Below are 22,780 nucleotides of genomic sequence, written 5' to 3' on the forward strand. Positions count from 1 at the left end.
CTCATCGAAGGGACTACGCGTAGGGCCGGATGGCGACCGTGACATCCATGGTGAAGGAGTTCGTCCCCGCCGGGGACGGCAACCCCAGGGCCCGGTTGAGCACGGGACTCAGAGGGCCGCAGCCACTGGTGCCCGGGGCGGCGAACTCCACGTCCTGGGCGCCGAAGGTGACGACCAGGGGGTCCCTGGATATCACCTGTGTGGGACGGGTGTCCTTGAGCACCAGGTGGACCGCGTCGTCATCGCTGCCCACCGAGCAGCCCGACGACGGCCGGGCCAGCGGCCCGTGAGACGCGCCCATGGCGAAGGTGATGTCGAACTCGCCGCGCCGGGTGTCGTCGGACAGGAAGTCCGAGTACCCGCCGTACTGCGGAGTCAGGGTCAACGGGGCGCGTCCCGCCCGGATGGGCGCCGCGGTCATTTCCCCGAAGACCTGGCGGAATTCGCCGCCCACACGTCCCTCCGCGAAGGCGATCCTCATGGGTTCGGTGAGCGGCTCGTCCATGGAGCCCATGCGCAGACGCCCCGTGGCGTGCATGACCCCGCAGCGCCAGGTGCCGGGGTCCGCACCCGCGGGAAGCTCATCGACGGCCGGACAGGCGGAGAAGTCGAACTCGGGCAGGCCCATGGCCCGTTCGGCCCCCTGCGCGGGTGCGGCGCCCAGGGCGACCCCCGCCAGCAGGGCTCCGGCAACGGCACGCGTGAAGCGGCGGATTGTGCGGTGCGAGGTCACTCGGTTCGTCGTCATGGGCACAAGCATTGCAGAGGTTTCTCTGCAGAGGAAGCTCTGCAGAGAAATATCTGCGCCGTGGGTAGACTGCCGCCATGACGAAAGAGCGGAGAGCGGAAGCCGCGGAGCGGCGCACGATCGACAGTCCCGAGGCGCTCAAGGCCCTCGCGCACCCCCTGCGCCTGCGGATCCTGCGCCACCTCGGCGCGTCAGGCCCGGCCACCTCGACCACGCTGGCCACCGCCCTGGGCGAGAACACCGGGACGCTCAGTTACCACCTGCGCATGCTGGAGCGCAGTGGTCTCATCGAGGACATCCCCGAGCGCTCCGCCGGGCGGGAGCGCTGGTGGCGCGGGGTGCGCGGGCTCGACATCCGCAGACCGCCGCACGGCGAGCTGACGGAGGCCGAGCGTGCCGTGTCGGCCGAGCTGGACAGGATGAGGCTCGAGGAGGACCTCGAGCTCGCCCGGCGGTTCACCGCCGAACAGGCGGGGTCCGAAGGCTGGATGCGGGGTTCACGCAGCCTCATCCACCTCACGAAGGGTGAGCTGGACGCGTTCCATGACGACTATCTGGCCCTGCTCGCGCGCTATGCCCGCGGGCCCGAGGACGCCCCGGACGACGCCCGCCCCGTACTCCTCCGCTGGTTCGGCCTGCCCGCTGACTGACCGTTGATCACGCAGGCCGCGGGGCGGCCCCCGCCGGCTCGCCGTGGTCAACGGTCTGCCCGTCCAGCACCCGCGCCGGGCCGCCGAGCCGGGCGGTCGGGTGCCGTCACGGCCTTCTCCGCCGCTGCGGCGCCCCGGTCCTCGCTGGTGCCTCCGCGGTTCAGGCGGAGCCTGTCCCGTCGACGGTCCGGAAGGTGATGACGTCGACTTCGTCGGTTCCCGCCAGACCGGGGTAGTGGGCCTCGAGGACTTCCCGGAGTCCGGTCGCGGTCGTCAGCCCCTCGGCCTGGGCGTCCTGGTGGGTGAGTTCGCTGACCAGGCAGTGCCTGATGCCGGTCACCTCTGCCGCCAGGACGACTTCGGGGTCGCTCTCGAACACCAGCCGTGCCGGCCCGAGCTGGGTCGGGTCCCGGAAGCGGGTGGTCCTGGTCTTGGCGCCCGAGCGGACGTCATCGAGGTAGCGGGGGTGGAACCGGATGATCGGGGGACCGGCCGTCTCGGGGTCTTGGTAGAGCGACGGGTCGAGACCCTTCATGCCTTCCGGGGTCCATCGCTGAGTCAGCGGCATCAGGTCGGCGGCGAGAACGGACCTGGGCCCCGCGGGCGTGGGCACGATGACGCGCATGGTGGGGTAGTGGTCCACGAAGACCTGCCGGTCGCGCCCGCACGGGCCGATGACCCCACGCCCGTGGTTTCCCACGGCGACGATGCAGCGCATCTGGCGGGCGCCCTGGGCTCGTGCGGCCGCCAGGGCCACGAGTTCGGCGCAGGGCCCGCCGGTGAAGTGGTAGAGGTTCACGCCGGCGAACATCCGGTAGTCGGCGGCCATGACCGCGGCCCCCATCGTGTGGATCCCGTCTTCGTCGGGCCCGGCGTCCGTATGCGCGTCGATGGTGCGGCGTGCCAGCTCCACGAGCTCACGCTCGTCAGCATCGAGAACTCGTGCTGATGACGGTACGTACACGTCTCGGCCCTCCCTTTCGCCGCCAGTCGCCAAGATCATTCCACGCCACCCAGGTGGCCTCCACGGGATTTCGGCCCGCCGTGACCGAACTCCCTCGTCCGGACAACCGGCGAACCGGGCCCCTGCCGTCCAGGCCGAGTGGGTGGATCAGCGCCCGTTTTGCTAAACGAGGACTTAACTGAACCCGTTAACTGGACAACGTTGTCATCGGGCCTTCAGAGTGTGCACGCACGCCACTGTCCACGCTTTACGAAAGGCTTCCTCACCATGGTGTACGGAGCACTCGACATCGGGGGTACGAAGATCGCCGGCGCCCTGGTCGACACCGACGGCCGGCCGGTGGCCCGGGCTCAGCGGGCCACCCCCGCGCAGGGCTCCGCGGTGGAGCTCATGGCGGCGGTTCGGGCGGTCCTGGACGAACTGTCCGCCCACCCCCGCTGGTCCGCCCTCTCCTGCCTGGGCATCGGCAGCGCGGGGCCCGTCGACACCACGGCCGGCACGGTCAGCCCGGTCAACATCCCCGCCTGGCGTTCCTTCCCGCTCGTGGACCGGGTGCGGGAGCACCCGCGGCTGCCCTCCGGGATCCGGCCGGTCCTCGTCGGGGACGCCGTGGCGATGGCCGCGGCCGAGCACTGGACGGGAGCGGCCAGAGGCGTGGACAACGCGCTGTGCATGGTCGTCTCCACCGGTGTCGGCGGAGGTCTGATCCTCAACGGCGCCCCGCACCCCGGCCGCTCGGGCAACTCGGGCCACATCGGCCACATCACCGTGGACCAGGACGGTCCCCGCTGCCCCTGCGGCGCGCGCGGTTGCGTCGAGCGCTTCGCCAGCGGCACCGCCATCGCCGCCCACGCCCTGGAGTCCGGCTGGACGCCGCCGCCCGGGGTGGCCCCCACGGCCGCCGCCGTGGCGAGCGCCGCCCGTGCGGGCGACCCGAGGGCCCGCGCCGCCTTCGACCGCGCGGGCCGGGCCCTGGCCGCCGCCATCGCGGCCACGGCGGCCCTGGTCGAACTCGACCTCGTGGTCGTGGGCGGCGGAGTGGCACAGGCCGGCGAAACCCTCTTCGGGCCGCTCCGCCACCACCTCGCCGACTATGCGGTCCTCGACTTCACCCGAGACGTCCCCGTGGCGCCGGCGGCCCACGCGCTCGACGCCGGGCTGATCGGGGCGGCCGCGGCCGGCGCCAGGTCGGCCGGCCTGTTCCGTGCGGGGGCCGGCGCCCCGGGTGATCCCGTACACCGTCGGTGACCCGGCGAGACAGTCGTCGTACCGGCCGACTTCGTCCGGTACACGGAGGTCGCCCGGGCGCACCGCGGCGACCCGGGTCTGCCGGCCGCGCCTGTGCGGCGCCGAGCCGAAAAGAGAACTTAACCGGTTAGGTCATGCCTATTGTTTTCCGGCCCCGCTCCCCTCTAGCCTCGTCCTCGGTCGCCGGGCGTCTCGCGCATCCGCCACGCCACGACCGGGCGGGGACGACCCACCCCACCGGTTCGGCGCACTTCCTCCCGCTGTCCGGCGAGAGCCGCAGCAACACACCGGGCAGCGGGAATCCACCGGCCCGCACATCGCCTCCGGCGACACGTCGTTCCACAGGGCCGGAAGCACCGCACCCTCCATGTCAGGAAAGCCCGCACGCCACGGCACCGACCACGGCGTGCGCGCGACCGAGTTGGGAGCACCACACATGCACCGGACACTGGCCACGGCCGCGGGAGCCCTGCTCGCCGTCGCCGCCGCGATGACCACCGCGCCCGCCCCGTCCCACGCGGCCGGCACCTCCGACGCCTCCGCCGCCGGCTTCCACGTCGCCGACGGCCGTCTCCTCGACGCCAACGGCAAGGACTTCGTCTTCCGCGGCGTCAACCACGCCCACACCTGGTACCCCGGCAGGACCGACCGCGCCCTCGCCGACCTCAAGGCGCTCGGCGCCAACTCGGCCAGGATCGTGCTCAGTACGGGTGACCGCTGGACGAAGGACGACGCCGCCGACGTCGCGCACATCGTCACCCAGTGCAAGGCCAACCGGCTGGTCTGCGTCCTCGAAGCCCACGACACCACCGGCTACGGCGAGCAGAGCGGAGCAGTGTCCCTCGCCAAGGCGGTGGACTACTGGCTCGAGATCGCCGGAGCGGTCAAGGGCCAGGAGAAGTACGTCATCGTCAACCTCGGCAACGAGCCGCACGGCAACACCGGTCACAGCGCCTGGACCGAGGACACCAAGAACGCCGTCACGCGCCTGCGCGCCGCCGGCTTCCACCACACCCTCATGGCGGACGCACCCAACTGGGGCCAGGACTGGTCGAACACCATGCGGGACGGCGCACCCGCCGTCTTCGCCGCCGACCCGGAGCGCAACACCGTCTTCTCCGTCCACATGTACGGCGTCTACGACACCGCCGTCGAGGTCCGGAACTACCTGAACAGCTTCGTCACCCGCAAACTCCCGCTCGTCGTAGGCGAGTTCGGAAACGACAACTCCGACGGCAACCCGGACGAGGACGCCATCATGGCCACCGCCCGGCAGCTGGGCCTCGGCTACCTGGGCTGGTCGTGGAGCGGCAACGGCGGGGGAGTGGAATACCTCGACCTCGCCACCGACTTCGACGCCGGCCGGCTCACACCGTGGGGACAGCGCCTGTTCAACGGTACCGACGGCATCCGGCAGACCTCCCGCGAGGCGAGCGTCTACGCCGGCACCGGAGGCGGCGACACCCAGGCTCCGACGGCCCCCGGCGCGCCCACCGCGTCCGAGGTGACCGCCACCGGCGCCCGGCTGACCTGGCCCGCGGCCACCGACGACACCGGGGTCACCGGGTACGAGGTCGTCCGCGTCGACGGATCGACCGAGACCGCCGTCACGGCCACCACCGGCACGAGCACCACGCTCACGGGGCTCACCCCCGCCACGCCCCACACCTTCGCCGTGTACGCCCGCGACGCCGCCGGCAACCGTTCACCGCGCTCCTCGGGCGTCGCCGTCACCACCACGGCCGGGCCCGTCACCGGAAGCTGCACCGTCGGGTACCGGCTGCAGGACTGGGGAACCGGCTTCAACGCCGACGTCACCCTCCACAACACCGGCACCCGTCCCCTCCAGGGCTGGCGGCTCGACTTCGCCTTCCCCGGCGGGCAGACGGTGACCTCCGCCTGGAACGCCAAGGTCGTCCAGGAGGGCAGCCAGGTGCACGCCACCCCCGAGTCGTGGACCGAGACCGTCCCGGCCGGCGGCAGCGTGAGCTTCGGCCTGAGTGCCACGTCCACCGGCGGCAACGGCGTCCCCGCCGCCTTCACCCTCAACGGCGCCGCCTGCGCCAGGACCTGACCGTAACCGCCCCGCCCCGCGCGGCCGGGGCCCCGAGACCTCCCCCGGCCCCGGCCCGCCGGGGGAGGGCACCGCGTACCGAACCCGCCACGGCCGGCCGCGCCACCCGTTCCCGGGACGAGCACGGCCGGCCCGCACCGTCAGGAGCCCCCCCGTGCCGTACACCGACCTCCCCCCGCACCACCCGGCCGCCCGAGCGGTCGAACCCCCGGTGGAACCCGCGGACTTCGACGCCTTCTGGACCGAGACCCTGCGGACGGCCCGGCAGGCGGGCGGGGATCCGGAGACCCGCCCGGTGACGGACTCCCCCCTGACCACCCTCGACGCCTACGACGTGCGGTTCCCCGGCTGGGCCGGCCAGCCCGTCGACGCGCGGTCGACGTCGCCCGCTCCGTTCCCCACGTCGACCCCGACCGGATCGTGGTCCAGGGTGCCAGTCAGGGCGGCGGCCTCGCCCTGGCCGTCGCCGGGCTCGTCGGCGACCGCATCGCCGGAGCGCTGCCGGACGTACCGTTCCTCTGCCACATCCGGCGCGGCGCCGAGACGGCGACCGAGGGGCCGTACACCGAACTCGTCGACCACCTCCGCCACCACGCCCCGTACGCGACGGAACAGGTCTTCGCCACGCTGGGGCACTTCGACGGCGTGCACTTCGCCCGCCGGGCCACGGCTCCCGCACTCTTCAGCGCCGGACTGATGGACCCGGTCTGCCCTCCGTCCACCGTCCTCGCCGCCTTCGACGCCTACGCGGGGGAGAAGGACATCAGGGAATGGCCCTTCGGCGATCACGCAGGAGGCCGGGGAGCGACCGCCGTCGAGCACCTGCGCTGGCTGCGCGCGCACGGACTCGCCCCCGCCGACGGCGGACGGACGGGTCGCCGGCGCTGATCCGCGAAGCCGGAACCGGGACCGGAGAGGCCGTACCCCGGCACAGGAGGTACGGCCTCTCGTCAGGTGCTCCGACGCGAACGGGGCGGCCCCGTCGAGCCCCGGGGCGTCAGTGACGGAGTCGACACCTGGAGGGCCCCGCTCCAGGTGCCCGCGATGACCTCGAAGAGGGCCCGTGCGACCTCCTCGCCGAAGCGGTGCACGTCATGGCTCAGGGCCGACAACGGCGGGTGCGTCAGCCGGCACAGCTGCGAGTCGTCCCAGGCCAGCAGGGACACGTCGTCCGGCACCACGAGCCCCATCTCGGCCGCCACGGCCGCCCCCGCGACGGCCATGATGTCGTTGTCGTACACGATGGCCGTCGGCCGGTCACGCGTCAGGAGCAGGCCGCGCGTCGCCCGGGCGCCCTCCTCACCGGCGAACCCCGTCGACACCTGGCGGCGGCCGTCGAGACCGAGCTCCGCCATCGCGGCCTCGAAGGCCCTCGCGCGGATGGCGCTGTGCCCGAGCCCCGCCGGGCCGCCGACGCGGGCGATGCGCCGGTGGCCGAGCGCCGCCAGGTACCGCACCGCGTCGGCCGCCGCCGTGGCGTCGTCCGTCCACACCGAGGGGAAACCGCCGGTCAGCGAGGGATGCCCGACGGCCACCGCGGGCATCCCCAGCGCGCGCAGCGGCGGGATCCGCGGGTCGTCCTGGAGGAAGTCGACGAGGATCGCCCCGCCGACCGTCTTGCTCCGCCACCACTCCCCGTACAGGGCGGCCTCCTCGTCGAGGCCCCGCACCAGACGCAGCAGCAGAGAGCAGGAACGCTCCGTCAGGACGCTTTCGATGCCGGAGACGAACTCCATGTAGAAGGGCTCCAGACCGAGCAGGCGGGCTGGGCGGCAGATGGCCAGGCCCACGATGCCCGCCCGGCGGCCGGACAGGCTCCGCGCGGTCTGATGCGGGGCCCAGCCCAGCTCCCGGGCCACCTCGAAGATCCTCTCCCGGGTGGCCCGCGACACCCCCGGCCGGTCGTTGAACGCCATCGAGACGGCCCCCTTGGACACGCCGGCCCGCGCGGCGACGTCGTTGATGGTCACCCGGGGCGCGGGTGCGCTCACGCCGGATCCACGCTGAACAGGGCCGCGCGCACCCGCTCGACGCCGTCGACGCCGAGATCCCCGCAGCCGCTCACCCGGATCCGGGTCTCCTCACCGGGCAGCAGCGTGACCAGCCCCCGGTCCGCGCTCGCCGCGGCCGCGATCCGGTCGGGCTGGAGGAGGAGGTCCCTCACCAGGGTGTGCGCCGTCACCACCACGTCGACCGCCGGGCCCGGCCCGGTGGCCGCCCCGCCCTGCCCGGCGACGGCCTCCAGCCGGACGTCGTACCTGGCGGGTCGGTAGGCGAACTCGCGGTCGGGTACCGGGAAGTGCACCGCGCGCAGCCCGTCCGCGTCGGCGACGAGGAACTCCTTGACGGAGCCGGGCGCGGGCAGCAGTTCCGACGGGAGCGCCGGCCGGCGGACCGAGCGCGGCGGGACCCCGACCGCGAGCACGGAGCGGGCCAGGACGGTGCCGTCCGCGTCGACCCGCCGCAGGCTGACCTCCGCCTGCCAGGCCGTGCCCGACTGGTTGTCCACCGCGAGCACCGGCCCGTCCTCGCCGGGCAGCAGCGTCAGCAGCCGGTCGGCGTACACCCGGCGCAGTTCGTGGTACAGCGGTTTCAGCCGGCCGTCGCCGTCGACCGCCGCCCACGAGCTCACCGGCCAGCAGTCGTTGAGCTGCCACACCACCGTGCCGGCACACACCGGCCAGTGGGCACGCCAGTGCTCGATGCCCGCCGCAACGGCCCGCGCCTGCACCACCTGCGCCAGATAGTGCCAGCGGTCGAAGTCGGACTCGGGCAGCGGGAAGTGGCGTGCGATGCCCCGGTTCAGCTTGCCGTTGCCGTCCTCGGCCTTCTGGTGGTGGAGCATGCCGGGGGAGTCCGGCGCCAGCCGCTCGCCGGGCAGCGCGCGGTGCAGGGTGGCGAGGGCGGGCGGTGCCTGCCAGCCGAACTCGGCGACGAAACGCGGGACGCTCGCGCGGTACTCGGCGTAGTCCTGGCGGTTCCACACCTCCCAGGAGTGGTGGGTGCCGTGGCGGGGATCGTTGGGGTGGTGGTCCCAGGAGCCCGACCACGGGCTGCCCGCCGTGTACGGGCGGGTCGGGTCCAGCTCGGCGACGGTGCGCGGGAGCACGCCCAGGTAGTACCCCTCCCCCCAGGAGTCGCCGGCGAGCGGCCCCTCCCAGCCCCAGTCGCGGAAACCCCAGAGGTTCTCGTTGTTGCCGTTCCAGAGCACCAGGCTGGGGTGCGGCATCAGGCGGACAACGTTGTCACGCGCCTCCGCCTCCACCTCGCCCCGGAGCGGCTGCTCCTCCGGGTAGGCGGCACAGGCGAACAGGAAGTCCTGCCAGACCATGAGCCCGAGCTCGTCGCAGACGTCGTAGAAGGCGTCGTCCTCGTAGATGCCGCCGCCCCAGACGCGCACCAGGTCGACATGGGCCTCGGCGGCCTGGCGCAGCCGCGTCCGGTAGCGGTCCGGCGTCATCCGGGAGGGCAGCACGTCGTCCGGGATCCAGTTGACCCCGCGCGCGAAGATCCGTACGCCGTTGACGACGAAGGTGCAGGCGGTTCCGTGCGCGTCGGCGGAGCGGTCGAGTTCGACGGTGCGGAAGCCGATCCGGCGCCGCCAGACGTCGAGCGGCCCCTGCTCCTCGTCGAGAAGGGTGACGTCGAGCTCGTACAGCGGCTGCTCACCGTAACCGCGCGGCCACCACAGCCGCGGTTCGGGGACCTCGAGTCGCAGCACCGCCTCGTCGCCGGTGAAGGAGACCCGGCCCTCGGCCTGCGCCTGCGCCTGCTCCTGCGCCTGCGCCCCGCGGACGGTGGCCCGGACGGTCAGCGCCCGGCCGGTGCCGCCTTCCGTGCGCTCGGCCCGCAGCCGGAGTTCCACGCGGCCGGTCGCGCCGTCGACCGTGACGAGCGGACGGACCTCGGCGAGCCGGGCGGTCGACCAGTGCTCCAGGCGCACCGGGCGCCACATGCCCGCCGTCACGACGGTGGGGCCCCAGTCCCAGCCGAAGCCGCACGCCATCTTGCGGATGTACTGGAAGGGCTCGGGGTAGACGTTCGGCCGTTCCCCGGTGAGGGCGCGGATCCGGTCCGCCTCCTCGTACGCCGAGCCGAAGCGCACTTCCAGAGGACCCGTGCGGCCCGTGACGTCGAAGCGGTGCGCGCGGTGCATGTTGCGCGTCGTCCCGAGGACCTCCCCGGCCAGGACGATCTCCGCGACGGTGTCGAGTCCGTCGAAGACCAGGTCCGTGCGCTCGTGCGCGCTGCCGTGGCTCAACTCGGCGAGGTAGGACCACCCTTGCCGGCCGACCCACGCGATCTCTGTCTCGTTCCGGCCGATGAAGGGGTCGGGTATGACCTGCGCGGCGAGCAGATCGGTGTGGACGCAGCCGGGGACGCGGGCCGGGAGCAGCGCGTCCTCATGGCGCAGGCTCCAGCCCTCGGTCAGCTGGGTGACGTCCTTCATGTGTGCGGCTCCAATCGCCCGACTGCGGCGGGATGCGTATACGACCCGGACAACGTAGCCCTCACGTGCGGCAGCTGTCCATGAACCGGTAAAGCTGCTTTCGGTCACTACATGTTCACGCAGGGCGCCAACGAGGGTGGCTAAGGCCACGAGAAGGGGCGTCCCTGATAACGATTGGGCATCGCGCGGGAATCTGTAGCTTTACCGGTTCATGCGGTCCTGTCATAGTGCCGACATCCCACTTTGACCTGAGCCGTAACCCTGAAGGAGTTGGGCACATGGGGAAGACGAAGACGCTCACGGGCGTGCTTCTCACCGTCGCGATGATGGCCGTGGCGGGATGCAGTGGCGGGGGTGCGGCGTCGGGCGGGACCGCGGCGGTGCCGGCCGACCCGAAACAGGTCTCCGGAGAGATCAAGGTCCTCACCCAACGGACCGACCTCGTCCAGAACGGCGCGCTCAAGCGCTACGCGGCGGAGTTCAACAAGGTCTACCCCGACGTGAAGGTGAAGTTCGAAGGGATCACCGACTACGAGGGGGAGGTGAAGATCCGCATGAACACCAAGGCGTACGGGGACGTGCTGATGATCCCCGCGGCGGTCGCCAAGAGCGACTACCCCAAGTTCTTCGCTCCCCTCGGGCCGGCCGCCGAGCTCGCGGCGAAGTACCGCTTCAGCGACAAGACCGAGGTGGCCGGCAAGGTCTACGGCATCGCCCAGTTCGGCACCGTCAACGGCTTCGTCTACAACAAGGCGGTGTGGAACAGGGCGGGGATCACCCAGTGGCCGAAGACCCCTCAGGAGTTCCTCACGGCCCTGAAGGCCATCGAGGACAGGACCGGCGCCGTCCCGTACTACACGAACTTCAAGGACGGCTGGCCGCTGGTCCAGTGGACCGCCAACGTCGGTTCGGTCACCTGCGACCCGAAGGCGACCGACCGGCTGGCCGGCCCGGTGTCGCCCTGGAAGGCCGGCGGTGAGCTCCACGCGGTCGACACCCTGGTCCACGACATCGTGAAGCGGGGGCTCTCCGAGAAGGACCCGACCACCACGAACTGGGAGGGTTCCAAGGCGATGCTGGCGCGTGGCGAGATCGGCGCGATGATGCTGGGCTCCTGGTCGATCACGCAGATGCGGGCCGCGGCGGAGAAGTCCGGCGCCGCCGCGGCGGACATCGGCTTCATGCCCTTCCCCGCCCAGAAGGACGGCAGGTACTGCGCCACCTTGGTCTCCGACTACCAGCAGGCCGTCAGTGCCCACTCCGAGAACAAGCAGGCCGCACGCGCCTGGATCGACTGGTTCACCGAGAAGTCCGGCTACTCCGAGCAGGAGGGCGCGGTCCCCGCGGGGAAGTCCGCTCCCATGCCCGCGACGCTCAAGGAGTTCGTTGACAACGATGTCATGTTCGTGGAGCGCTCCGAGGCCCGGACGGCTCCCGTCAACGACATCGACAACGCGGCCGAGATCGGTCTGAACAAGCCCGACTACCGGCAGAAGCTCATCGACACCGCCCGCGGAGTGCAGGGGGGCGACCTCGAGGACTTCTTCGCCGGCCTGAACAAGAGGTGGGACGAGGCGGCGAAGACCGCCGGTTCCTGACACCGGCGGAGCGGGCCCCCGGCCGCCGTACGGCGTCGGCCGGGGCCCTCGATCCCCGCAGCCGCCGACACGAAAGGCCGACATGACCGACACACCCCCCTCCTCCTCCTCCCGGACCGGACCCGCCCTGACGGCCGCCGCGTCGAACGCCGCGGCGGCCGGAGCATCACCCGGAACGGTGGCCGCAGTCGCGGCCGGGAAGCTCGCGGGCGGCACGCGCGCACGGGGACGCTCCTGGCGTGACTCCCCGCTCCGGCGCGCCACCCCGTGGTTCTTCCTCGCGGTGCCGCTGGCGCTGCTGATCACGTTCACCTACGTGCCCGTGGTGAGCATGGTCTCCTACAGCTTCACCGACTGGGACGGGGTGAGCCCCGACCGCGAGTTCACGGGAGTGGACAACTACGTCCAGATCTTCACCCGCCCCGAGCTCTTCCGGGTCTTCTTCGTCAGCGGCTACTACCTCGCCGCCTCCGTCCTCCAGATCGGCGTCGCCCTCTACTTCGCCACGGTGCTGAGCTTCAACCTCAGGTTCCGCGACTTCTTCAAAGGGATCCTGTTCTTCCCCTACCTGATCAACGGGGTCGCGATCGGCTTCGTCTTCCTCTACTTCTTCCAGGACGGCGGCACCCTCGACTCCCTGCTGGCCTGGGCCGGCGTCACCACCGACCACGCCTGGCTCGGCGACCCCACGTCCGCCAACGTGTCCCTCGCGGGCGTCTCGGTGTGGCGCTTCACGGGACTGAACTTCGTCCTCTTCCTCGGCGCCATCCAGTCCATCCCCGGCGAGCTGTACGAGGCGGCGCAGCTGGACGGGGCCGGGAAGTGGAAGCAGTTCCGTCACATCATCGCCCCGAGCATCAAGCCCGTCCTCAGCCTCAGCATCATCCTGGCGGTCTCGGGATCCCTGAGCGTCTTCGAGATCCCGTACATCATGACCGGCGGCGCGACCGGCACGTCGACCTTCGTCATCCAGACGGTCAAGCTCGCCTTCCAGTTCAACAAGACCGGCCTGGCCTCGGCCGCGGCCGTGGTGCTGCTCGCGATCATCCTGCTGATCACCTGGATCCAGCGCCGCCTCGTACCCGACGACAAGGTGGACCTCGTATGACCCCCGCCGTGACCGCGCGCCGCCGCCTGCCGGTGGGGACCGCGCTGACCTATCTGTCCCTGCTCGCCGCGACGGCTGTCGTCCTGCTTCCACTGGCCGTCGTCTTCCTCACCTCGCTCAAGACCTCCAAGGAGGTCTCGGAGGGCGGAGCGCTCTCGCTGCCGGGCGACTGGACGAACGTCTCGAACTACGCCACGGCGTTCACCGACGGTCACATGCTCACGGCCTTCGGGAACACCGCCTTCATCCTCGTCTTCTCGGTCGGCGGTACCGTGATCATCGGCTCGATGACGGCCTACGCGGTCGACCGCTTCGACTTCCGGGCGAAGAAGCCCGTCATGGCGCTCTTCCTGGTCGCCACCCTCGTGCCGGGCGTCACCACGCAGGTCGCGACCTTCCAGGTCGTCAACAGCTTCGGCCTGGTGGACACCCGCTGGGCCCCGGTCCTGCTCTACATGGGCACCGACATCGTGTCGGTGTACGTCTTCCTCCAGTTCATCCGCTCCATCCCCCCCTCGCTGGACGAGGCCGCCCGCCTCGACGGGGCCAACGCGTTCACCATCTACCGGAAGATCATCCTTCCGCTCCTCAAGCCGGCGATCGCCACCGTCGTCATCATCAAGGGCATCACCACCTACAACGACTTCTACATCCCGTTCCTGTACATGCACTCGGAGGACCTCGGGACCATCTCCACCTCGCTGTTCCGCTTCAAGGGCCCGTTCGGCGCGCACTGGGAGGCCATCTCGGCGGGCGCGATCCTGGTCATCCTGCCGACGCTCGTCGTGTTCCTGCTGCTCCAGCGGTGGATCTACAACGGCTTCGCGCAAGGGGCCACGAAGTAGGGGGCGCGGCCGTCCGCGCACGGGACCGGGCTGGAGCGACGGGGCAGGCCGAGGGGACGCCTCAGGCCGAGGGCCTCAGGCCGAAGGGGCTGAGGTACTGCCCCGCGGCACGAACCTGGCGTACTCCTCCTCCGCGTTGCCGACCTCCTCGTTCGCGACGAGCGCGAGCAGGGTCCGCGCCGCGCGGGCTCCGTACGCCGGGATGTCGCGGGCGAGGGCGGACAGCGCGGGCCGCACGACCCGGGTGAGCGGTGACTCGTCCCAGGCCACCACGGACAGGTCGCGGGGGATCGACAGCCCGAGCTCCTGGGCCACCGACAGCGCCGCCACCGCCATGATGTCGTTGTCGAAGACCATCGCGGTGGGGCGCTCGGCGGCGATGAGCAACCGGCGGGCGGCACGCGCCCCTTCGTCCCCCGTGTAGTCGGTGTGGATGATCTCGGGCTCCGGCAGCCCGGCCTCCGCGCAGCTCTCGCGGAGGGCGGCGTCCCGGACGGCGGTGTGTGCGAAGCCCTCGGGACCGGCCACCCGCGCGATGCGCCGGTGGCCGATCGCCTTCAGGTACCGCACCGCCTCGTGGACGCTCTTCGCGTCGTCCGACCACACGGCGGGCAGGGAGCCCGCCGTGTGCGGCGGCCCGATGACCACGGCGGGCAGTCCGAGGGCCTCGATCGCCGGCACGCGCGGGTCGTCGGTGCGCAGGTCGACCAGGAACACGCCGTCCACCCGCCGCTCACCCCACCAGCGCCCGTAGATCTCCACCTCGCGTTCCTCGCTGTCGACCATCTGCAGCATCAGCGCGTACGCGCGGTCGGAGAGGACGCTCTCGATCCCGCTGATGAACTCCATGAAGAAGGGCTCGGTGCCGAGGGTGGACGCGGGCCGCCGCACGACCAGTCCGACCGCCTGGGCACGCGCGCCGCTGAGCGCCCGTGCGGCGCTGTTGGGCCGCCAGCCGAGCTCCTCCGCGATCGCCTTGATGGCGGCACGGGTCGTGTCGGACACCCCGGGCTGGTCGTTGAGGGCGTAGGACACGGCCACCTTGGACACCCCGGCGCGGCGCGCGATGTCCGCAATTGTCGGCCGCTTCACGCGTGACTCCCACTCTGCACAGGCCCTCCCGTCACGGTGACCCTACCCGTACCGGCTGGGGAACCCGTCAGGTGCGCCGCGGTGCGGCATCCCTCCGGATCGCCCAGGACGGCACAGCGCGCCGCGCCGGTCCGGCCGCCGGGGGTCAGGGCCCGTCGGCCGCCGGCCGCCCCCCGCGGCGGCGCTGCCGCCGCAGGACGAACCCCACGACGAGCAGCAGCAGGCAGGTGCCCGCGGCCGCGTGCACCAGGAGCGCGTCGAGGCGGTCCGCCGCCAGGTAGGCCCCGACGGCCAGTGCCACCAGCGCGCACACGCCCCGGTCGACGATGGACTCCACCGACAGCAGGGTCGCCCGGTAGGGGGTCGGCGGGATGGCCGCGTTGATCAGATTGCGTTGCACCGGGTAGGCGAGGCCCGCCGCGGCGGCGAACGCGCACAGCCACAGGACCGTGCCCGGGCCCCCGGACAGCGTGGTGGCGGCGAGCGTGAGGGCCATGACCACGCTGAGGACGGTCACGGCGGTGGTGTCGGACAGCCGGCCGCGCAGCCATCCGGTCCTGGCCGACCCCACGGCCTCCGCGACCGTCATGGCCGACAGCACCGCGCCGTGGTCGGCGACGGGCAGGTCCTTCTCCAGCAACAGCGGTTGGAAGAGGTTGACCTGGCAGATGCGGGCGAGCGTGAACACGGCCACGCCCTGCACCATCAGGGGCCCGAGGGAACGTGACGTGCCGAGCACCTTGACGGCCTGGCGGGCCGAGCCGAGGAGGCCTGCGCGCCCCGCGGGCGGATCACCGTCCGCGAGGGGCGCCGCGGCCGCCGGGAGGGCCGCGGCGCACGCCAGCGCACCGAGTGCGCAGAGCGCGGTCAGCACGTACGGGGCCTCGTGCCGGACGTGCATCAGGACGCCGACCAGCGGCCAGCAGGCGATCTTCGCCCAGAGCCCGAGGGCCCGGGCGGTGCCCTCGGCCTGCACGTAGTGCGCGTCCGCGCCGTGCTCGCGCAGGTACTCGTACAGGTAGGCGCTGGAGGCACCGGACACCAGCGAGCGGGCGGCGGCGATGGCCAGGAAGTGCGCCATGAAGCCCGCGAAGGACGGCGAGGCGACCGGGATGAGGTTCGCCGCCGTCATCGCGGCCGCCCCGAGCTGCATGCAGCGGCGCTGTCCGATGCGGTCGGCGATGAAGCCGGTGGGTATCTCCAGCAGACAGAACGCGACGTAGTAGACGCTCTGGATGCCGAAGATCTGGCTGTCCGAGAGGCCTGCCTGCTTCTGGTACTGGTAGAAGACCGGCATCCACCACAGCAGGTTGAACAGCAGCTGGAACCCGTTGTTCAGCCGGATCACGCGGAGTGCCGCGGCGGGCGGACGCACGCGGCTTCGCGCCCGCGTGCGCAGGGAGATGGGCATGGGCGACCTTCGGGTGTACGGGCACGGGGAGGCACGGACGGGTCAGGCGCTGTACGGGCGCAGCTGGAGGATGCGGAGCGCGTCGTCCGGCCCGAGCAGCCACTCGATGTCGAGCGGCCCCTCGAAGGTGTAGTCCGTGGCGAAATGGGACTGGAGCAGGCGGCCCGCCAGCGCCAGCCGGCCCAGCCGGTCGCGCGTCTCCTGCGGCAGGTCCTCGGCGGCCGCGCCCAGCGACAGGGTGCGCCCGCCGCCCTCGACGGTGTTGTACAGGTACTGCAGGGGCAGCGTCCGGCCGTCGACGACATCGGCGGTGGAGCCGTGCGCGCAGTTGAGGTACACGTTGCGGAAGTCGGCCCGGTTGGTCGGGTTGCAGGTGACCATGACGCCTCCGATCGGGGACGGCTCGTAGCGCTGGACGATCACCCCCATGTAGGTGTCGTCCAGGGAGATGCCGGCCTGATGGCGCAGCCGCACGCTGCGCGGGGAAAGCAGCGAGGCCCACACCCCGCGGACGGCGTCCAGCAGCCCGGGCAGATCGGTGACCTCGGTGTGGGACTCGTAGATCCCGGCCGCGGAGAAGCCCGGCAGGTCCTCGGCGTTCGAGGAGGACCGCACGGCGAAGCGGCCCGTGCCCGCCAGGTGCTCGACCAGCTGCGCGTCCAGGGCGCGCACCAGGTCCTCGGGCACCGGGAGGGTGCGGATCAGGTGCTGCAACTGGAGGCAGACCGTGTCCACGACGTCCATGGAGTTCAGCTCCAGGGCCATCTTCAGCTTGCCGATGCTCTGCTGCACGGCCGGTGAGGAGTCCAGGAAACGCTGCTGGACGGCGAAGGGCACGGCGATGCCCGCGGGCGCCTGGACGTGCCGGGCCAGGAACTCGCCCGCGCACTGGGCGAGATCACCGTCCTCGGGCATGCCCAGCCGCGCGGCGAGGTGGCCGAGCAGGTCCGCCCGGGGCGGCCGGGGCACGGAGTAGTAGCCGGTCAGCCGCCCGGATCCGTGGCGCAGTACGTGGTGCAGCTCCCCGAGGTTCGCCGCCTTGGTGCCGTAGCGGTTGCGGTCGCCGGCGCGCAACGCGGACAGCGGCACGAGCGGCACGTCCGTCACGTGCGGCGTGCCGAGGCGGACCCGCTGCGTGTGCCAGGTCGGTTCGGCGAGGTCCGACGGCTCCTCGGCGCGCTCGATCGTGAACCCGTCGGCGGTGACCTCGTAGCGGACCCAGGCCCCGTCCAGCTTCTCGTCGGCGACCGTGTCGAGGACCCCGCGGACGATGGCGTTGGGGATGCCCCAGCCCGCCGCCAGCATGTTGGTGTGCGACAGCGGCGTGGTGGGCAGGGCGTTGATCAGACCGGCGACCCGCGGGATGTCGTCGGGGACCACCGGCATGGCGACGATGTCGTACCAGGTCAGGTCCGCACGGGCGGCCAGGTACTCCTCGCCCGAGGCGAAGGCGCGGAGCCGGCCGGTGGCCGACGCGAGCGTCAACGGCACGAAGGGCGCGGTCTCCATGAGCGCGTGGCCCCGCGCACGGGGCACCACCGTCTCCGGCACCGCGGCGAGGGCGTTCTCCTGCCCGTGGTTGGCCGGCTTCACCAGCAGCTCCAGCGCGGGATCGAGGTGGGCCCGTACGAAGGCGTGGAACTCGATCAGCAGGTCCGCGCCCATCGTGTCGGCCTCGGTGGTCTCCAGGACCATGAACAGCTCTTTCCGCTCCGGGCCGCCCCGGGAGTGCAGCGACAGGACGCCGAGCAGGAAGCGCCGCGCGGGGTCCTGGTACACGTCGTGGTTGAAACGGTCGAGTTCGGCGTCGAGCTCGTCCAGGGTCAGCCCCTGGATCTCGGTCGCGATGTAGTTGACGTGGAAGGAGTGCACGGCGCTGTCGAGGACGTGCCAGCGGCCCTGCTCGCGGTCCACGACGACCTTCACGTACGGGTACCCGCCCAGCACCCCGGCCAGTTGCTCGAACAGGGGGAGCGTGAGCAGGGCGTCCACGGCGGCGCCCCGGGGGGACGGCGCGGCGGCGAGCTGTCCGGCGTTCGTCATGCGGTGCTCCCGGGCGTCGGGCGGTCGGCGGAGGGGGCGCAGGGCCGGGTGCGGGCGGTCGCGGCCCCGGGGGCGGCGTGCGGGGCGGCGAGGGCGTCCGGCAGGGCCGCGACGATGCGGCCGCAGTCGGCGAGCAGCTGCGGCCCGGACTCGGCGGTGAGGAAGCACAGCGCGGCCATGGAGTTGGCGCCTCCGGCCTCCTCGTACGGCGGGACCGGGCTGCCCGGCGCGAGACTGTGCTCGCGCACCGGCTCGACCCGGGACCCCGGTGCGACCAGGGAGGGCCAGTCGACCGCCTCGAAGTCCCAGACCGGGAGCCGGCTCCAGGGCCGCCCCTCGGCGTCGACGGCGAGGACGACCAGGGACCCGGCGGCGCCCTCGCCCGCGGTCAGCATCCGCTCCGGGTAGACGACGTCCCGGCCGAGCAGCTCGCGCACCAGCATGCCGATCATGTCGAGACCGAAGACGGTCTCCACCTGCCGGGTGGTCATCACCCCGCCGAAACGGGCGGCGGTCTCGATCAGCCACATGGCCCCGTCCGCGCCGAGTTTGATCTCGGTGTGGGTGGCGCAGGTGTCGAGCCCGAGCGCGTCGACGGCGGCGCGCGACAGCTCCTCGATCCGGCGCTGCAACGGGACCGGGAGGGCGGCCGGAGTCAGGCTCGCCCGTTCGGTGAAGGGTGCGACGGTCGGCATCCGCCCGGTGATGCACAGCGGATGGTAGCGGCCGCCGGTGACGATCCCCTCCACGCTGACGTAGTCGCCCCACCCCTCGCCGTCGAACCAGTCGCCGGCCTCGCCCGTCACGATCTCCTCCAGCAGGAAGTCGCTGACGCCCGCGTCCGCGGCGTGGAGTTCCGCGTAACCCTGCGCCGAGGAGGCCTCCATGACGGAGCGCCCGGTCTTCCAGGCGGCCTCGGCCTCCCGCTCGTTCCACACGGTCAGGTGGGCGGTGGAACCCGCGCTCCAGGCCGCCTTCAGGAGGAGCGGCGGCCTCAGGGTCTCGAAGGCGGTCGTGATGTCCTCCGGCGCGTGGACCTCGGCGAACCCCGGTACGGGCACCCCGGCGTCGCGCCAGATCCGGCGCATCAGACGCTTGTCCCGCGCACCGGCGACCCGCTCACCGGCACCGCGCAGCCCGAGCCGCAGGCTCGCCCGGGCGACGGCCACCACCGCGTACTCCGACAGGGTCAGCACCGCCCGGGCGCCGACGCGGCGGGCGTGGGAGCAGATCAGATCGACCAGTTCCAGCCCCTCGCCGGGCGGGGCCGTCGTGACCGACGCGCAGGCGGGCAGCCACACCGACCCGGTGGCCCGGGGCAACGGCGCGAGCGCCAGGACGTGCACCTCGGCGTGGGCGGCGACGCGCGGAATCGCGTACTCCAGGGGAGGGCCGCCCTTGGCGTAGACGAACAGGATCGGGGTCATGGTTCTCCTGGGGTCGAGGGGACGCCGCGCGGCGCGACGGCGTCGTCGGGGGAAGACCCGTTGGCGGTGTCACCGCGTACGGGCCGGGTATCTGGACCACGACGGAAAACAGCGGACGCACAGACGTACGCCTACTCGGCCGGACGTTCCCCAAACACCCGCGCGCCCCAACCGCCGCCGCTGCGACGGTGTTTCGGCCACCCCCGCCCGCCCGTGGCACCGTGGGGCGCGCCCTCGCCGGGCGGCCGCCGACGGAAACCTGGATTCGACACCACATGGGGCGACGACTGTGGCGTAGTACTCCTGGAGAGCCACAGGACGTTTTCTCTTCACTTGGAGTGGTTGATGGCCGTTCGCCGCGTCGTACCCAATGTCCAGTCGGAGGCCGTGCAGGCGAGCCGGGAGTTCTACGGCCTGCTCGGGTTCGAGGAGGTCATGAATCACGGCTGGATCATGACCCTCGGCTCCCCGTCCAGCCCGGCGGCACAGGTCAGTTTCATGGCCAGTGACAAGACCGCGCCGGTCACGCCCGACATGAGTGTCGAGGTGGACGACGTGGACGCGGCCTATGAGGCCGTGCAGGCGAGCGGTGCGGAGATCGTGCACCCCTTGCAGGACGAAGAGTGGGGCGTGCGCCGGTTCTTCGTCCGTGACCCCAACGGCCGGGTGGTCAACGTACTGGGCCACCGCTGACGCTCATCCCGGCCCTGGGGCCGGCGGTGCCAGTCACTCTCCGGCCGATCAGCGGTTCTCCAGCAGTTCGGCGTGAGCGCGCTCTCGAACGGCCGGCTGCCCTGCTGGGCAGCACCCGAGCCACCGTCTGGCCCCTGCTCGCGGCCCGTATGGCCGATGATGCCCGTGGCGGGGAAGGCGAGCCGGGCCGGCGGACACATGCGTCCGGCTGCTGGGCCCGCGCAGGGACGCGTGCCGCCGTACGACTTCGGGGTCTGGTTCCGGTGTCCTGGTGCGCCAGGCACCGGTAGGCAGCCGGCTCTGGTGGGTTTCCGGCGTTGCGGGCGCGGCCCGGAATCGGCTGGGACAGCCCGTACCGGCCCAACCAAGTGGTTAGCCGGCCGCGGGCGCGCGTACCTTCACCGCCGCGGCGCTCACGAAGTACGGGGACACTCGGCCCGGCGACCGCGTGGATGCCGCGGCCCGGCCGCTGCGGTTCTCCGGGAGTTCCCTGGCCTACGGGCTTTACCGCCCACCCCACGAAGGTGCTGCTGACGAGCGGCGCCGAAGCCACCGCGCTGGCTGGCGGTAGGCAGACCGAGACCACCCCTCTGGCAAATAGTTGCTACTGTGGCAAGTGCATGCCGGGTGGGCAGGTACGCGCTGCCCGGTGACCACGGGAGGGATTCGACATGAATGAACGGGCCGAAGCGGCCGCGGCGTTGAAGGGGATCGCGCGGATCGAGGCGACAGCACGGGGGCGGAGCGGCTGGCACACCGGCTACCTGTGGCTGTTCGCCGCATGGCAGCTGGTCCTCGTGCCCGCGGTGCTGTTGTGGCACGGGCCGAGAGCAACCCTCGTCAGTACCCTGGCGAACGCCCTCGTGGTCATGGGGCTTTCCGCGTTCGCCATGCGGCAGCCCGTGGTCCCGCGTGGCTACGCCCGCCGGCACCTCGGAGTGATCGGCGCTTGGGCGGTCATCTACGCGCTGACCCTCGCCCTCGGCCTGACCGCCTTCGTGGACAGTGTCCCGTTCGCGGCCGCGGCCGCCCTCGCGTGTGCGCTGCCGGCCGGCTTCACCGCCTGGCGGGAGGCACGCTCCGCATGACCTCGGAAACCGCAGCGGCCGCGGGGCGGGGCCCCCACCCGCGACACGGGCTCGAAACCCTTCTGGCGTCGGCCGTGCGCCTGTCGATCGTCGCGGCCCTCGTCGGCGTGGAGAAGGCCGAGTTCGCCTACGTGCGCGATCTCGTGGAGATCACCGACTCCGCACTGTCGAAACAGATCACGCGCCTGGAGGAAGCGGGCTGGGTGACGGTCGAAAAAGGGCAGGTCGGGCGCCGGCCGCGGACCTGGCTGCTCCTGACCGAGGCCGGCACCGCCGCGTACCGGCGTCACATCGCCGCGCTCACGGCAATCGCGGGCCCCCTGCACTGATACCCACTCCGGTGAACCGGCTACAACGGCACCACCGGGAGCACCGACACCGGCATGCCCAACCACAGCTCCCGGGGGCCGTCCACCGCCGCTCACCGCGACGAGAACGGCACCCAGGCCAGCTCATGCGCATGCACCGCGGCTCACAGCCCCGGCCCATGGAGTAGCTCGGCAACCCCGCCGCCAGCAGGGTCCGGGCAAGCACATACGGGCAAGGGCTGCGACGACGGCCGCCGCGCCGATGGCTCCGCCGGCGCGGCACTGATTCAAGCCGCTGCCGGTCCTGCGCGAGCAGTTCCGCCAGGCGGGCGCCGGCGAATGGCCGCAGTCCTGGGTGCGGGTCGCTGACCTGCGGGGTGAAGGTGGGCACGACGCCCGTGCCGGACGTGCCCACGCACTCGCGCAGCGCGTCGGACAAACAGGTCGACGGGGGCCGGTGCGGCATCCGATCATGCGTCCATGCCCCTGAGTGAGACCCTTGCCCGAGTCGATGCGGACCTGGCCGCCGGCCGGGTGCCCGTCGCGCGCCAGCGTTTGCGCGGCCTCGTCTCGTCCTTCCCGTGCGACCTGACGCTCCGTCGGCGACTGGCCGCGGTGTACCGGCTGTACGGCGATGCGGCCGAGGCCGGGCGCTGGATGTACCTCGAAGAGGACCGCGACGCCGACGAGACCACCGCCTTCGAGGCGCGGTACGGGTGTTCCGCCCGGCGGATGAAGGCTCTCGCCTGGCGCGGCCCTGAGACGATGGCCGCCAGCCCCTTCGCGCAGAAGCAGCTGATCGCAGTACGGACGGCCTGCGCCGCACAGGTGGGGCACCCCGTCGACTGGGACGATCCCGACTCCTACCAGGACGGCCTGGAGGACGAGGCCGGGGAGGTACCGCCCAATCCCTGGACGGTCCGCGACGTGCTGTCGGGCCTCGGCTGCCTGCTGGGCGCGCTCGTGGTCCTCGCGATATGGGTGAACGGCCTCGTCGCCCTCTTCGACTGACCCGGTCACCCCGCCGCACGCC

The 22,780-nt window shown here is 72.1% G+C and carries 19 protein-coding genes and 1 pseudogene; 12 read left to right on the forward strand and 8 right to left on the reverse strand.

Translation table 11 applies throughout. The annotated features are described in order from the left end of the window. Positions 1–13: 13 nt before the first annotated feature. A complete protein-coding gene (locus tag ACZ514_RS27600; RefSeq protein WP_469125920.1) occupies positions 14–748 on the reverse strand; it encodes a hypothetical protein in 735 nt (244 codons plus the stop codon). A gap of 77 nt (positions 749–825) precedes the next feature. Here ACZ514_RS27600 and ACZ514_RS27605 point away from each other — a divergent pair, with 77 nt between their 5' ends. After that, complete coding sequence (locus ACZ514_RS27605; RefSeq protein ID WP_469125921.1) at positions 826–1,398, forward strand: ArsR/SmtB family transcription factor; 573 nt, start codon at positions 826–828, stop codon at positions 1,396–1,398. A 160-nt stretch (positions 1,399–1,558) separates the two neighbouring features. Here ACZ514_RS27605 and ACZ514_RS27610 read toward each other — a convergent pair whose 3' ends face one another. Then, positions 1,559–2,311 (reverse strand): ASCH domain-containing protein, encoded by a 753-nt coding sequence (locus ACZ514_RS27610; RefSeq protein WP_469125922.1) that lies wholly within the window; start codon positions 2,309–2,311, stop codon positions 1,559–1,561. Between the two features lie 318 nt (positions 2,312–2,629). Here ACZ514_RS27610 and ACZ514_RS27615 point away from each other — a divergent pair, with 318 nt between their 5' ends. From ACZ514_RS27615 to ACZ514_RS27630, 4 genes and pseudogenes are all read left to right on the forward strand, one after another. Further along, positions 2,630–3,610, forward strand: a complete 981-nt coding sequence (locus tag ACZ514_RS27615) for an ROK family protein (protein WP_469125923.1) — start codon at positions 2,630–2,632, stop codon at positions 3,608–3,610. A 436-nt stretch (positions 3,611–4,046) separates the two neighbouring features. Next, a complete protein-coding gene (locus ACZ514_RS27620; protein WP_469125924.1) occupies positions 4,047–5,684 on the forward strand; it encodes a cellulase family glycosylhydrolase in 1,638 nt (545 codons plus the stop codon). Positions 5,685–5,895: 211 nt separating this feature from the next. Beyond that, positions 5,896–6,041: pseudogene (locus ACZ514_RS27625) on the forward strand (acetylxylan esterase); the annotation flags it as partial. 63 nt (positions 6,042–6,104) lie between these two features. Continuing rightward, complete coding sequence (locus ACZ514_RS27630; RefSeq protein WP_469125925.1) at positions 6,105–6,572, forward strand: acetylxylan esterase; 468 nt, start codon at positions 6,105–6,107, stop codon at positions 6,570–6,572. 62 nt (positions 6,573–6,634) lie between these two features. Here ACZ514_RS27630 and ACZ514_RS27635 read toward each other — a convergent pair whose 3' ends face one another. Both ACZ514_RS27635 and ACZ514_RS27640 read right to left on the reverse strand, forming a co-directional pair. Then, positions 6,635–7,675: a LacI family DNA-binding transcriptional regulator gene (locus ACZ514_RS27635; RefSeq protein WP_469125926.1), complete on the reverse strand. Its 1,041-nt coding sequence runs from the start codon at positions 7,673–7,675 to the stop codon at positions 6,635–6,637. Continuing rightward, positions 7,672–10,134: a glycoside hydrolase family 2 protein gene (locus ACZ514_RS27640; RefSeq protein ID WP_469125927.1), complete on the reverse strand. Its 2,463-nt coding sequence runs from the start codon at positions 10,132–10,134 to the stop codon at positions 7,672–7,674. The genes ACZ514_RS27635 and ACZ514_RS27640 overlap by 4 nt, the downstream gene beginning before the upstream one ends. Positions 10,135–10,412: 278 nt before the next feature. Here ACZ514_RS27640 and ACZ514_RS27645 point away from each other — a divergent pair, with 278 nt between their 5' ends. The 3 genes from ACZ514_RS27645 (at position 10,413) to ACZ514_RS27655 (ending at position 13,685) form a co-directional block, all read left to right on the forward strand. Beyond that, a complete protein-coding gene (locus ACZ514_RS27645; RefSeq protein ID WP_469125928.1) occupies positions 10,413–11,732 on the forward strand; it encodes an ABC transporter substrate-binding protein in 1,320 nt (439 codons plus the stop codon). A gap of 82 nt (positions 11,733–11,814) precedes the next feature. Continuing rightward, positions 11,815–12,840 carry a carbohydrate ABC transporter permease gene (locus ACZ514_RS27650; protein ID WP_469125929.1) on the forward strand — a complete coding sequence of 342 codons (1,026 nt, stop codon included), beginning with the start codon at positions 11,815–11,817 and terminating at the stop codon, positions 12,838–12,840. Then, positions 12,837–13,685: a carbohydrate ABC transporter permease gene (locus ACZ514_RS27655; protein WP_468164616.1), complete on the forward strand. Its 849-nt coding sequence runs from the start codon at positions 12,837–12,839 to the stop codon at positions 13,683–13,685. The genes ACZ514_RS27650 and ACZ514_RS27655 overlap by 4 nt, the downstream gene beginning before the upstream one ends. 75 nt (positions 13,686–13,760) lie before the next feature. On the opposite strand, the gene ACZ514_RS27660 is transcribed toward ACZ514_RS27655, so the two are convergent. The 4 genes from ACZ514_RS27660 to ACZ514_RS27675 all read right to left on the reverse strand — a co-directional run bounded on the left by ACZ514_RS27660 (position 13,761) and on the right by ACZ514_RS27675 (position 19,658). Further along, a complete protein-coding gene (locus ACZ514_RS27660; protein ID WP_468700754.1) occupies positions 13,761–14,777 on the reverse strand; it encodes a LacI family DNA-binding transcriptional regulator in 1,017 nt (338 codons plus the stop codon). A gap of 145 nt (positions 14,778–14,922) precedes the next feature. Further along, positions 14,923–16,188 (reverse strand): MFS transporter, encoded by a 1,266-nt coding sequence (locus tag ACZ514_RS27665; RefSeq protein WP_469125930.1) that lies wholly within the window; start codon positions 16,186–16,188, stop codon positions 14,923–14,925. A gap of 42 nt (positions 16,189–16,230) precedes the next feature. After that, on the reverse strand, positions 16,231–18,231 hold the full coding sequence (locus ACZ514_RS27670) for a PEP/pyruvate-binding domain-containing protein (protein WP_469125931.1): 2,001 nt from the start codon (positions 18,229–18,231) through the stop codon (positions 16,231–16,233). After that, positions 18,228–19,658 (reverse strand): ATP-grasp domain-containing protein, encoded by a 1,431-nt coding sequence (locus ACZ514_RS27675; RefSeq protein WP_469125932.1) that lies wholly within the window; start codon positions 19,656–19,658, stop codon positions 18,228–18,230. Before ACZ514_RS27675 ends, ACZ514_RS27670 begins: the two co-directional genes overlap by 4 nt. Positions 19,659–20,003: 345 nt before the next feature. Between ACZ514_RS27675 and ACZ514_RS27680 the strand changes: the two genes are divergently transcribed. The 4 genes from ACZ514_RS27680 (at position 20,004) to ACZ514_RS27695 (ending at position 22,758) form a co-directional block, all read left to right on the forward strand. Further along, a complete protein-coding gene (locus ACZ514_RS27680; protein WP_468164606.1) occupies positions 20,004–20,351 on the forward strand; it encodes a VOC family protein in 348 nt (115 codons plus the stop codon). A gap of 671 nt (positions 20,352–21,022) precedes the next feature. After that, complete coding sequence (locus ACZ514_RS27685; RefSeq protein ID WP_469125933.1) at positions 21,023–21,439, forward strand: hypothetical protein; 417 nt, start codon at positions 21,023–21,025, stop codon at positions 21,437–21,439. After that, on the forward strand, positions 21,436–21,768 hold the full coding sequence (locus tag ACZ514_RS27690) for a winged helix-turn-helix domain-containing protein (protein WP_468164602.1): 333 nt from the start codon (positions 21,436–21,438) through the stop codon (positions 21,766–21,768). The genes ACZ514_RS27685 and ACZ514_RS27690 overlap by 4 nt, the downstream gene beginning before the upstream one ends. A gap of 459 nt (positions 21,769–22,227) precedes the next feature. Further along, complete coding sequence (locus ACZ514_RS27695; protein WP_469125934.1) at positions 22,228–22,758, forward strand: DUF6584 family protein; 531 nt, start codon at positions 22,228–22,230, stop codon at positions 22,756–22,758. The last annotated feature ends 22 nt before the right edge of the window (positions 22,759–22,780 follow it).

This window comes from Streptomyces sp. NPDC034086 (assembly GCF_055575515.1).